Genomic DNA, 13,133 nt, shown 5'->3' on the forward strand with positions numbered 1-13,133 from the left:
TGATGCAGCGATTTGGCTAGAAAGCCCCGAAACTGGACCAACGCCATCAACTTCAATAGATTCACGCGCATGAATGGTTACTCTACCGGCATTGCCAGAATTAGAAGTACTGGCAGCAATCAACCCACCTCCCTTCAGTAACAAGCGTCCCGTATTAATGGTTATCGAACCTCCATCCCCTCCAAAAAAGGTCGATGAAGAAATAGCGGCAGATCCACCAATTCGGCTCTGATCCATTAAGGAAATCGTATCTGCGGTAATGTCAAGATTTCCACCGCCGGCTCCACCCTGCACAAGCGATACGATTCCTCCCCCTTCTCGATTGATTAAATTTTGGGTAGTGACAGAAATATTTCCCGCCAGTCCTCCTCCGGGATAGGTGATGGTATTGATACCAGGATTGTGAAAATCGTAGGGAGAAGCGCCAAGGATTTGGGTTGATTCTGTGGCATCCACGGCGATATTTCCACCATTTCCACCATTGTTGTAAGTATTAGAGAAAATTAGGCTGCCATCTTGCAAAATCATTTGCCTAACTGAAACAGCGATATTCGCTCCATTGCCACTACCGATATTCTCAGACAAAATCCAACTTGGATCTTTGTTTTGCAGTGCGCCACTCATTGCTAAGGAGTCTGCGTTAATTGTGATGCTACCTGCGTTTTGCTGTCCTTGATGTTGAATTAATACATTAGAACTGTCCTGAATGCGAATATCTTTTCCTTGAAGATGAATCGATCCTCCAGGATTTCCACTCGTATCTACCAGAGATGCGCGATTGAGGTTAATATCTGAAAAACTTTGAGCAGGGTTATAGCTAAATTCCCAATTGGGAGCGTTTGTATTCAAATTGACACTTCCCACTCCAACGCTTCCAAGTTCAATTTGTCCACTCTCTGCAATTAAAGCCCCCCCATGTAATTGAATACCGTTGCCAAGGAGGGCTAATGTTTTACCTGGAAGCACGCGCAAAGCAGCCTGTTGTGCCATCAGATGTTACCTGAGCTATAGCCGATAGCATCATCCCTGGAGTTAATAACCCACTTGTTAATATAAATAGAAAAGCGTAGACGCTTCGCGGTGAGGGGGTCGCAGTCTTCTCCCAAGGGGAGACGCTAAAAGCGATGGCGGTTCCCGTCGATTGTGACCCCCCGAACCCGTTGGTGCAGCCTCTCCAAGAGTTGGGCTTGTCGTTAGACATCGCTCTCATAGCATAAATACTCCCCTTTAACTGATAGTCTTATGATTCCCGAAATAGTCGTGTTGGTAACACCCATTGCCTGGAATCAAAATAATTAATAGCGATCAGCAGATTATCGGGGGTTCCCTGGAGTGTAAATAGAAAAAGGCTCTACAAAGCAGCATTAAAAATCTGATTAGCAGTCAGGTTTAAATCTGGAAAACTAGGGGATATAATACGTTCCGAATTCCTAAATTGAGCGACTTGATATTCTTCATCAACAAGATGATAAATAGAAATGGTTGGTTGTTTAGGATTACCAATAAATTTTCTTGCCCCCAAAGCTGCATAATCAACGATCCAATATTCGGGAATCATCATGGCCTCGTAATTCCCTAATTTGGTGTAATAATCGTCTTCCCAGTTTGTACTTACAACCTCAATAACCAAAGGAATGGATTCACTTTGAGTCACAGTAGATTCTTTTTCCCAGAATTCCTCATTCTGCAAATTAGCATCGTTGATTAAAACCACATCCGGCGAGTAACCTGATGATTTTCTCGGTGGTTTGACTAACGCTGTTTTGGGGATAAAATATGGCAGTTTCAACCGCTTATACTCAACAGTAATTTCCCCCGCTAAAAATCCCGTAACTTTTTCATGTTTTCCACTCGGCTGAGGCATTTCAACAATTATCCCATCGTGTAATTCGTAATGCTTAAGAGTGTTTTCCGGCAGCCACTCGATAAATTCTTCAAAGGTAAATAGTTTGGGTAAAGCTTGAGCCATATCAAAACCTCCGCTTGTTTTGACTTTACCATTTCCAGGGTTGGCACAGATTAGTTTGACACCGCAGCACAGGTTAAAGATGGTTGGACATGGGTTGGTTGAGCTGCAATTAACTCAATTTTGCCTTGAGCATTGCGATGCCAAGAAGTAGCTTGGATAAGAACCTCTGGGGTTGGGGGTATTTGGGCTTGTACCTTCTGGGTTTTGCGGTATGCAGAGATGTCGCGGATATCAGCCCAAGTGCGTAGGCGTAGCCCGTCGTAGACATCGCTCGTCACCTGTTGAAGGGGATTTTGTGGTATTCCACCCCTTCCCGTTGCCACAAAACTACTAGCAGTATTATTAGAACAACCTGTAGCAATTTGCTGGGATGGATCTGTTAAGTTTACGGGTAGTTCTACTAAACCAGAACTGGGGTCAACTCCAAAATCATTGATGTCTACCGTACCGTTTACGCCAAATTTGGAACTGGCTGTGATATCGTTTTCTCTTGTGAGTTCGTTACGGTATTTTAGCCCGAATATGCCTTGGGTGTTGATTTGAATGTTGCCCCCATTACCTTGGAATGCGTTGGCGATGATATCGCTATTTTCTGTGCCGACGATGATGGGAGAGTTAATGGTGATGTTGCCACCATTGCCGATACCACCTGCATTAGTAACTATTGAACTACCACGACGCATGATCAAGTCATTTGCCTGGACAGAAATATTACCGCCTTCACCCTGAACAGTAGCGGCAGTAATTGTACCACCATTGTCAAGACGGATTGAACCTGCATTAATTTCAAGTTTTCCAGCATTGCCAACGCCTTGATGATCAACACCAACAATTGCCCCATCTGTAATCAGCAAGTGGGAGGTATTGAAGATCAGTTTCCCTGTGTTACCTGTGATCACATCTGGTAATCCAAGTAGTCGCCGAATAGGTGGTGCAAGTAATTCGGCTCTAGCACCAATTCGACTTGGGAGACGAGAAATATTACTCACTCCACTGACTTCAACGCTGTCAACAGCATTGATTAGCAAATCCGCTCCATTGCCGCTATTTAGGGTAGAGGCAACGATACCTCCTCCATCCCGTACTCTCAGTTTGGCAGTATTAATAGTTAATTGGCCTGCATTTGCTTGGCTGAATGTGGTAACCAGTATGAGGCTATCACTCAAATTTTGCCCCATCACTTCGATGAAATCAGCAGCATTAATCGTGGTATTACCTCCCATACCATTTGCCAAGGTAACATTGTCGATCTCACCACCATCTAAAATCTGCAATTTTTTGGTAACTACTCGAATATCACCACTTTTCCCCGAATTGCTGGTGTTAGTAATCAGTGAACTGGTCAATCCATTAATAGGTGATAATCCCACCATTTGAAGCAAATCTCCAATTTCCATCGAAATATTACTTCCTGAACCTTTACCAAAATTGAATCCATCAATAGTACCACCATCGTAGAGGAATGCTTGGGAGGCAGAAACCAAAATATTACCCCCAGCACCATCGCCAAAATTATCAGCACGCAATCGACTTTGTGCAAATCCATTACTGCCAACTCCCCCCAGTTGCAATGACTCACTAGCATTAACGCTAATGTCGCCTGAATTATTGCTTCCTTGATTAACTAATAGGGCAGCAGACCCATCTTGCAAGCTAATATTTCGACCCTGGAAATGAATAGAACCCGCAGGGGTGCCACTGGCATCGGCAAGGGATTGATGGGACAGATGAATATTCCCAAATTGCTTTATATTGCCATAATCAAAATTCCAATGAGGAGAAGAGGTGTTGAGATTAACTGTGCCATTACTGGCGCTACCGAGTTCAATATGTCCAGAAGGTGCATTTAACACTCCACCATCTAAGGCTACTTCTCCCCCTATCAATGCCAAGTTATTACCAGAGGTAACGCTTAATCCTACAGGATTGTTAGTTCGATCCAGAGGAGAAACTATAGCATTACCAATTTTAATTAAACGGTGTCCGGTGTTTTGGACGGTAATATCTCCCGGATTTTGCCCCATTTGCAACCCAATTGGCACACTCATCGTCAACAACGGCGGCGCACCGGGATTAGTCGCACTAAACTCTATTCCATCAGCAAACTTAATGCTATTCGCCGTTGTTCCCACAAACGAGCCGCCAATATTTAACGAGGCATTTTTACCAAACACAATCCCCGCAGGATTCATTAAAAACAAACTTACCGGATTATTACCATTGAGAGTTTGAATTAACCCATCAATATTAGAAACATTTCCACCCGTAACCCGACTAAATATAGTTGTAATATTTGGCGTGTTGATTAAATTAAAGTTCGCAGAACCACCTGTAGGCACAGAGAAATTACTGAAGCTATGAAATAAATTATTACCTTTGTCAATCCCATTAAGAATTGTGAAATTATTACCATTTTGATTGACAATGGTGTTGGTAGTCCCATCCGATGTCACCTGAGCGATCGCGCAGCGACTCCAAAGGAGTATCGCTGGTAGTACCAGAGCGGAACTCAAGAACCCGATTGTGAGTGTAGATAGAAAAGCGTGGACGTAGCCCGTCGTAGACATCGCTCTCATCACCAAAAACTCCCTTTGCTGATTTCAAGTTAGAGTTCCCGAAATTGCATGATTAATAACATGATTAAATTTTGCGAAGAGCAGCACAGGTTAATGGTTGTTGTAAGTATGTAGGAGATTTATCTGCAACTAACTCAATTTTGCCTTGAGCATTACGTCGCCAAGAAGTAGCTTGGATAAGAACCTCTGGGGTTGGGGGTATTTGGGCTTGTACCTTCTGGGTTTTGCGGTATGCAGTCAGATTGCGGATATCAGACCAAGTGCGTAGGTGTAGCCCGTCGTAGACATCGCTCCTCACTTGTTGATTGGGATTTGGCGGCACACCACCCCGTCCGGTTGCCACAAATCGACTGCCTTGGTTTGCAGAACAACCACTGGCTATTTGCTGCGATGAATCTGTGACATTCGTAGGTAGTTCTACTAAGCCAGAATTTGGATCAACGCCAATGGTATTGATTTGAACAGTACCGCTAACCCCAAATTGCGAACTGGCGGTAATATCGTTTTCTCTTGTCAGTTGGGGACGATATTTTAAACCGAAAATACCTTGAGATGTAATGTCAATATTGCCACCTTTACCTTGAAAGGCATTAGCAATAATATCGCTGTTTTCTAATCCCAGAATAATCGGTGAATTAATAGTGAGATTACCACCGTTACCTGTTCCACTAGCAGTTGCCGTAATTGTACTGTTGTGCCGCAAAATCAAGCTATTAGCTTGCAAATTAATATTACCACCTTCCCCCGATTGGGTAGAGGCGGTAATACCTCCTTGGCGATCTAGTCGAATGGCATCGGCATTAACGAGCAAGTCGCCGGCATTTCCCACCCCTTGGTTACTAACACTAACCAACGCGCCATCGGTGATGCTTAATTGAGGCGTGTTAATGATGACATTACCCGATGTCCCACTCGGCGCAAGAGGTAAGTTGAAGCGTTGTTGTAAAGCGGGATCGACAATTGTGGCAGCAGACTCAATGGTACTGGGACTGAGAGTACTAGGCCCTTTCCCCTGCACCTCAACGGATTCGGTGGCATTGACGATCGCACTGCCCGCGTTGCCTCTCGCTAAGGTGGATGAACTAATTCTGGCTCCCCCTTGGATTATCAAATGTCGAGTATTGAGGGTGAGATTACCAGCGTTACCAGTGCCAATGGTTCCGGAAGAAATGTTACTGGGTTGAAGAAAAGTCGGTTCCACACCCATTACGGAGAGCGTTCCATCTACATTGAGCGTTACATTCCCAGCGTTGCCTCTATCAAAGGTTGTAGAGTTAATCGTTCCACCATCCACGAGCGTAAGATAGCGGGTTGAGAGTGCGATCGCCCCTGCCGATCCCGATCCATACGTATGGCTATAAATGCCGCTAGAACCAAAAGTCTGTGGCGAAAGCCCATTAACCTCCATAGAGTCTATGGCTTTGACAGTAATCATGCCACTGCTACCCGTACTATATGTATCAGAATAGATCCACCCCCCTTGCTGTAGGCTCAATCGTGGAGACTCAATCATAATAGTACCGCCCTCAGATGCCCCCAACAGAATCGTCCCTAACCCGCTTGCAATGCTGCCATCGGGAGTACTGCCTTGAATTTGGAATGACTCTGTTGCCCGCACTTGAATGCCCCCACCCGGTTGCAAGCCGAAGCTTTCAATCAACAGAGTGGAGCCATCCTTCAGGCTGATATTTGCCCCTTGCACTTGGATGCGACCTGAGCCAATGCCGCTAGCATCTAGCATCGACTGTTGGGAAAGCTGAATATCTCGAAAGCTGGATACCCCACTATAGTCGAAATCCCAGCCTTGAGAGCTAGCAGTCAGATCCACACGGCCACCCCCCACACTGGCGATCGCCACCTGTCCTTGTTCTGCCGTGAGGGTTCCACCCGTTAAGCTAATGTTGCCGCCAATCAAAGCCAGGGTTTGACCCGGTTGGACTTCTAACCCTGTGGGGGTGGCACTTCTGATCGGGGGGAGGGTTGGATTGGGTGCCGTAAGTTGGTGTCCGTTGCCTTGCACAGTAATGGGGGCGGGATTGCTACCCATTTGCAAACCCACAGGTACACTCATAGTCAGCAAGGGAGTTGCATTCGCGTTAACAGCACTAAAATCTACACCATCACTAAACTTAATACTATTTGCCGTCGTTCCCACAAACGAGCCGCTAATATCCAAGCGGGCATTTGCCCCAAACACAATCCCCGCCGGATTCATCAAAAACAAACTCACCGGATTATTACTATTTAGTGTGCTAATTAACCCATCAATATTAGAAACATTCCCACCTGTAACCCGACTGAATATGGTAGTAATATTTGGTGTGTTAATTAAATCGAATCTGGCTGAACCGCTAGTTGGTACAGAGAAATTACTGAAGCTATGAAATAAATTATTACCTTTTTGAATTCCGTTAAGAATAGTAAAATTATTACCATTTGGGTTGACAATGGTGTTGGTTGTACCATCTGATGTCACCTGAGCGATCGCTGGTAGTAGCAGAGCGGAACTCAAGAACCCGATTGTGAGTGTAGATAGAAAAGCGTAGGCGTAGCCCGTCGTAGACATCGCTCTCATCACCAAAAACTTCCTTTACTGATTTCAAGTTAGAGTTCCCTTTTCGAGCATGATTAATAACATGATTAAATTTTGCGAAGAGCAGCACAGGTTAATGGTTGTTGCACCTGAGTAGGAGATTTATCTGCAACTAACTCGATTTTTCCTTGAGCGTTACGATGCCAAAAAGTGGCTTGGACAAGAACCTCTGGGGTTGGGGGTATTTGGGCTTGTACCTTCTGGGTTTTGCGATACGCAGAGATGTCGCGGATATCAGCCCAGGTGCGTAGGCGTAGCCCGTCGTAGACATCGCTCCTCACATCCTGCGTTGGATTTTGGGGTATTCCACCCCGTCCCGTTGCCACAAAACTGCTACCTTGATTTGCAGAACAACCACTGGCTATTTGCTGCGAGGTATCGGTGATATTTGCAGGCAGTTCGACTAAGCCAGAGCTAAGATCGGTTCCGATCGTGTTCACTTCTACCGTGCCACTCAAGCCAAATTGAGAACTGGCCGTAATATCACTTTGAGGTGTCAGTTGAGGCCGGAATTGCAATCCCAAAATCGTTTGAGTCGTGATGTTGATATTGCCACCGCTGCCAAGAATGGCATTGGCGACAATATCACTATTTTCGTTCGCTAATCCGACGATCGCAGCGGCATTAATGTTGATATTTCCCCCAGTAGATGCCCCTTGAGCATTCGTTGTAATATTACTACCATGACGTAAAAGGAGCACTTCGTTCGTGGTCAAGTTAATGTTGCCTTGATTACCTCCATTGACTTCGGCGCGGAGACTGGCTCCTTTATCGAGGAAGAGATTACCAGCAGTGACGTTGAGGTTTCCAGCATCCCCAGATCCGGTATTGCTGACCGTGATTTGTGCGCCATCACGAACTTGTAAGAGATTGGCCGTAATATTTACTGATCCTGCCGCAAAGGCATTGTCAGAGGATGCCGTGATGGCGCTGGGGAGCAACTGTCCGTTGATGCGAGATGGGGATATGCCCTGGACATCAATGTTCTTGGCTTGTAGGTTAATGCTACCTGCAAGCCCCTGTCCCAGATTAGAAGAGGTAATTTGCCCCCCATTGAATACCCGCAGATTGTCGGCGGTCAGGTTAATATTGCCCCCCTGGCCAGTTGCTCCATTGGCCACAGAAACCGTAATGCCAGTGTTAGCACCACTAAATCCATCACTGACTGGATCGCTAACTTGCACATCCTTGGCTCGAATCGTAATATTGCCAGCCGTACCGCTTGTCCCTGGGAAGGAACCAAACCTATTGGTTCCTGGACCCGATAGCCCCGTGGTAATAGCTCCCCCATTGGACAAAACCAGGCTTCCCGCGTCAATGGTAATCTGCCCTCCCTGCCCGGTGCTGCCAGCTTGCAGCGAACTGAGAACCGCACTGGCTAATCCCTGTGAGCTTACCCCCTGAAGCTTGAAACTTTCGGTGGCATGGATTGAGATATCCCCAGTGCTTCCGCTCCCTGATATCATATCAGAACTAATTCGTCCACCGTCAATCAGACTAATTCGCGCAGCATCAATCGTGATTTGACCGGCCTTATTATTATTTCCAAATAAAGTTAAATTTGTGATTGCGGATACTATACCGAATCGACTATAGCCGTTCAGGATAATGTCCACAGCCTTGACAGTAATATCTCCAGTCTGGGAGTTGTTGCCGCTGGTTGAGGATTGCAACCAGCCTGTATTAAGCGCCTGGAAACGCCTGGTTTCGACGATGATGTTCCCAGCGCGTCCTGTGGCTGGATCACCAACCCCCAAGACATTCTCTACGGATGTATGAATCCCAGAGAGCACTTCTTGCCCAGGCCCAGATATGCCCAAGAGATCGACAAATTCTGTCGTCTGGACTGTGATGCTCTGGCCTACTCTAGCCGAAGTGCTAGATTTAATATTGGATCCATCCTGTAAGGTCAGCCCACTTCCCCGAATGTTGATGGCTCCACCATTGATGCCACTCGCATCGATCAATGAAGTTTGTTGCAGTGTGATGGTGCCCCAGTTTGCTGTTGCCGCAGAACTCGTCAGTTGCCAGGGTTGAGCGTTCATCGCCACCTCCCCATTCTGCAATGCCCATAATTCGATACGTCCATCGGGGGAACTGAGGTTTGCTGCAGACATGTCGATTTGGCCGCCAACCAACGCCAGCGTTTGCCCGGTTTTGACTTGCAACCCTGAAGCTGAATTGGGTGGCTGCGCCCCTTGAACTTCGATTGAGCCAGCATTACTCCCCATCTGCAAGCCGATTGGCACACTAATTGTCAACAATGGTTTCTCAGTTGGATTCACAGCACTAAATTCTGTCCCATCAGCAAACTTAATACTATTCGCCGTCGTCCCCACAAACGAACCACCAATATTCAAGCTGGCATTTGGCCCAAATACAATCCCCGCAGGATTCATTAAAAACAAACTTACGGGATTATTATTGTTGAGAGTTTGAATTAACCCATCAATATTGGAAACATTTCCACCCGTCACCCGACTAAATATAGTTGCAATATTTGGTGTGTTAATTAAATCGAATCTGGCTGAACCACCCGTAGGCACAGAGAAATTACTGAAACTATGAAATAAATTATTACCTTTTTGAATACCGTTAAGAATAGTAAAATTATTACCATTTGGGTTGACAATGGTGTTGGTTGTACCATCCGATGTCACCTGTGCGATCGCGCAGCGACTCCAAAGGAGTATCGCTGGTAGTACCAGAGCGGAACTCAAGAACCCGATTGTGAGTGTAGATAGACAAGCGTAGACGCTTCGCGGCTTGTTGTTAGACATCGCTCTCATCACCAAAAACTTCCTTTACGGATTTAAAATTAGAGTTCCCCTTTCAGGGCATAATTAATAACATGATTAAATTTTGGTAACAGCAGCACAGGTTAATGGTTGCTGCAAGTATGTAGGAGATTTATCTGCAACTAACTCAATTTTGCCTTGGGCGTTGCGATGCCAACTTGTAGCTTGAACAAGAATCTCTGGGGATTCAGGTATTTGTGCCTGTACCTTCTGGGTTTTGCGGTATGCAGAGATATCGCGGATATCAGACCAAGTGCGTAGGCGTAGCCCGTCGTAGACATCGCTCCTCACTTGTTGCGTTGGGTTCTGAGGAATACCACCTCGTCCCGTTACCACAAAACTGCTGCCAGTATTATTAGAACAACCTGTAGCAATTTGCTGGGATGGATCAGTTACATTCTCTGGTAATTGCACTAAACCAGAGTTGGGGTCAACATTGGGGCTAGTAATTTGCACATTTCCGTTGACCCCAAACTGGGAACTGGCGGTGATGTCATTCTCTCTTGTCAGTTGGGGGCGATATTTCAGCCCAAAGATGCCCTGCGTCGTGATTTGGATATTGCCCCCCTGACCATTCACCGCATTGGCAACAATATCGCTATTTTCAAAGCCAACAATGATTGGTGCATTTATTGTAATGTTGCCACCTTTACCGCTTCCTCCCGCCGTAGTGGTAATGATACTTTGATGGCGCAGCAAAAGAAGTTCTCCGAGGTTCAGGGTGATATCACCTCCCTTACCCGACGCGGTTGCAGCTGTGACTATACCTTGTCGGTCAAGCATTACACGATCGGCATTGATGACTAACTGTCCTGCATCCCCACGCCCTTGATTTTCCACTCCCACAATGCCGCGATCGCTAACATACAAGAGCGGTGTATTCAAAAAAACACCTCCTGCATTCCCAGTAAGAGGAAAAGTAATATTAAAAATTCTTCCATTCGGAGTGTTAGCAGCTGAGGCAAGTCTGCTCTGACGACCGGTTATTGAATTCACCCCACTGACTTCGACGCGATCTAGCGCCGTGATACTGATTCTACCGCTATTCCCAGCAGCAATGGTAGTGGCATTCACAACACCGCCATCGCGCAGCGTCAGCCTGGAAGTCGTAATATTGAGATTGCCCCCATTCCCTTGGCTAACGGCAATAGAACTGATCGCACTCGGAATGCGAGCCAGAGGGTTTTCCCCAATCAACTCAATCCAGTCATTGGCATGAACTGTAACGTCTCCTGCCGCCGCTTTGCCTAATGGAGTATTGGTAATTACACCGCCATTGGTCGCCCTTAGTTGATTGGTTGAAACTGTAATATCACCTCCCCTACCGGATCCCAAGGTTTTCACACCGATCAGACTAACCAGACTCGGATCTACAGCAGACCATCCGTCTAGCGTTGTCAGACCTGAGACATTTACGCTGATGTCGCCACCAATACCCGCACCAAAGGTTCTTGCAGTAATTTCGCTACCATCTTGAATCTGCAATTGTTGGGCAGAGATCGCGATGTTGTTGCCGTTACCACTCCCTAAATTGTCGGTAATCAATTGACTGTTTGCAAACCCATAGACTCCTGTTTGCCGCATAGCTAATGTCCCACTCGCATTAACCACTAAATTGCCTAATCCGGCACTGCCAAAATTTTCTAGAAGGGCAACAGACCCCTCTAACACGCTAATATTTTGTCCTTGGAGTCGTAGCGATCCCGCAGGTGAACCACTTGCATTCACCAGTGCTTGCTGGGACAACTGAATGTTTGCAAATTGGGAGATATTGCTATAGTCAAACTTCCATTGGTTGGATGTCGTGTCGATGTTTACAATCCCTGTCTTGCTACTGCCAAGTTCAATGTGTCCCGAAGGTGCCACAATAACCCCACCGACTAAGTTTATTTCTCCACCAATGAGAGCAAGGGTATTGCCGGGTTGCACCGCTAATCCGACTGGATTGCTGCTTTGAACTATCGGTGTCACAAGTCCTCTAGTTAACCGATGTCCGGTATTTTGCACACTAATCGCTCCTGGATTTTGCCCCATCTGCAAACCGATGGGTACACTCATTGTTAACAATGGTGTCTCAGTTGGATTTACTGCACTAAACTCTGTCCCATCAGCAAACTTAATACTATTCGCCGTCGTCCCCACAAAGGAGCCGCCAATATTCAACGAGGCATTTTTACCAAACACAATCCCCGCCGGATTTATCAAAAACCAGCTCACCGGGTTATTGCTATTGAGAGTTTGAATTAACCCATCAATATTGGAAACATTGCCACCCGTCACCCGACTAAATATAGTTGTAATATTTGGCGTGTTACTTAAATCAAAATTTGCTGAACCGCCAGCAGGTACAGAGAAATTACTGAAGCTATGAAATAAATTATTAGCTTTTTCAATCCCGTTAAGAATTGTGAAATTATTACCACTTTGGTTGACAATGGTGTTTGTAGTCCCATCCGATGTTACCTGAGCGATCGCTGGTAGTACCAGAGCGGAACTCAAGAACCCGATTGTGAGTGTAGATAGACAAGCGTAGACGTAGCCCGTCGTAGACATCGCTCTCATCACCAAAAACTCCCTTTGCTGATTTCAAGTTAGAGTTCCCTTTTAGGGCATGATTAATAACACGATTAAATTTTGGGAACAGCAGCACAGGTTAATGGTTGCTGCACCTGAGCAGGAGATTTATCTGCAACTAACTCAATTTTGCCCTGAGCGTTACGATGCCAGGAAGTAGCTTGGACGAGAACTTCTGGAGCAGTGAGTATTTGTGCTTGTACCTTCTGGGTTTTGCGGTATGCAGACATATCGCGGATATCAGATAAATTGAATGTGGCTGAACCACCAGTGGGAACAGAAAACTGCCCAAAGCTGTGAAAGAGATTACTGCCTGCGGCACTACCATTGGTAATCGTGAAATTATTGCCATTCTGGGAGACGCTGGTGTTGAGGCTGCCATCTGAGGTGACTTGAGCATTGACAGAGCCACTCCAAAGAAATATTGTTCCTAATGGCAATAGCATGACACTTGCCAACATTCCATTAACCAAACCAAACCCAACAGAGCGTGTTTTCATCACTTGGTCTCATTTCATCTAAGTTTTATTATTCCCTAGTCGCGATCGCTCTTAACATCAGCAAAAGCTCAATATTTAAGTATTTGGAATACTTGCGATCGCTATTAAGCCGTTGGAATTTCT

General features: G+C 45.9%; 5 protein-coding genes and 2 pseudogenes. All 7 read right to left on the reverse strand.

The window, feature by feature from the left end; genetic code table 11:
• Positions 1-1,351: 1,351 nt before the first annotated feature.
• The gene (locus tag V7K62_RS12390) at positions 1,352-1,969 is read right to left on the reverse strand and encodes a Uma2 family endonuclease (RefSeq protein ID WP_334864239.1); all 618 of its coding nucleotides are present in this window, start codon (positions 1,967-1,969) and stop codon (positions 1,352-1,354) included.
• Positions 1,970-2,019: 50 nt separating this feature from the next.
• Entirely contained in the window at positions 2,020-4,545 is a 2,526-nt protein-coding gene (locus tag V7K62_RS12395) for an S-layer family protein (protein ID WP_334864241.1), read from the reverse strand.
• 64 nt (positions 4,546-4,609) lie between these two features.
• On the reverse strand, positions 4,610-7,111 hold the full coding sequence (locus V7K62_RS12400; RefSeq protein WP_442937268.1) for a two-partner secretion domain-containing protein: 2,502 nt from the start codon (positions 7,109-7,111) through the stop codon (positions 4,610-4,612).
• Between the two features lie 74 nt (positions 7,112-7,185).
• The gene (locus tag V7K62_RS12405; RefSeq protein WP_442937262.1) at positions 7,186-9,927 is read right to left on the reverse strand and encodes a two-partner secretion domain-containing protein; all 2,742 of its coding nucleotides are present in this window, start codon (positions 9,925-9,927) and stop codon (positions 7,186-7,188) included.
• Positions 9,928-9,993: 66 nt separating this feature from the next.
• Positions 9,994-12,489: a two-partner secretion domain-containing protein gene (locus V7K62_RS12410; protein WP_442937269.1), complete on the reverse strand. Its 2,496-nt coding sequence runs from the start codon at positions 12,487-12,489 to the stop codon at positions 9,994-9,996.
• Between the two features lie 74 nt (positions 12,490-12,563).
• Positions 12,564-12,755: pseudogene (locus tag V7K62_RS31535) on the reverse strand (hypothetical protein); the annotation flags it as partial.
• A 3-nt stretch (positions 12,756-12,758) separates the two neighbouring features.
• Positions 12,759-13,010, reverse strand: a pseudogene (locus V7K62_RS31540) (two-partner secretion domain-containing protein); the annotation flags it as partial.
• Positions 13,011-13,133: the final 123 nt, after the last annotated feature.

The sequence above is a fragment of the Nostoc sp. genome (genome assembly GCF_036917935.1).
In the GTDB taxonomy this organism is placed as follows: Bacteria; Cyanobacteriota; Cyanobacteriia; order Cyanobacteriales; family Nostocaceae; genus Nostoc.

What these genes read in the sequence shown, in the direction of transcription:
- V7K62_RS12405 (WP_442937262.1), bottom strand. Translation starts at nt 9,927, where the DNA reads ATGAGAGCGATGTCTAACAACAAGCCGCGAAGCGTCTACGCTTGTCTA.
- V7K62_RS12400 (WP_442937268.1), bottom strand. Translation starts at nt 7,111, where the DNA reads ATGTCTACGACGGGCTACGCCTACGCTTTTCTATCTACACTCACAATC.
- V7K62_RS12395 (WP_334864241.1), bottom strand. Translation starts at nt 4,545, where the DNA reads ATGAGAGCGATGTCTACGACGGGCTACGTCCACGCTTTTCTATCTACA.
- V7K62_RS12390 (WP_334864239.1), bottom strand. Translation starts at nt 1,969, where the DNA reads ATGGCTCAAGCTTTACCCAAACTATTTACCTTTGAAGAATTTATCGAG.
- V7K62_RS12410 (WP_442937269.1), bottom strand. Translation starts at nt 12,489, where the DNA reads ATGTCTACGACGGGCTACGTCTACGCTTGTCTATCTACACTCACAATC.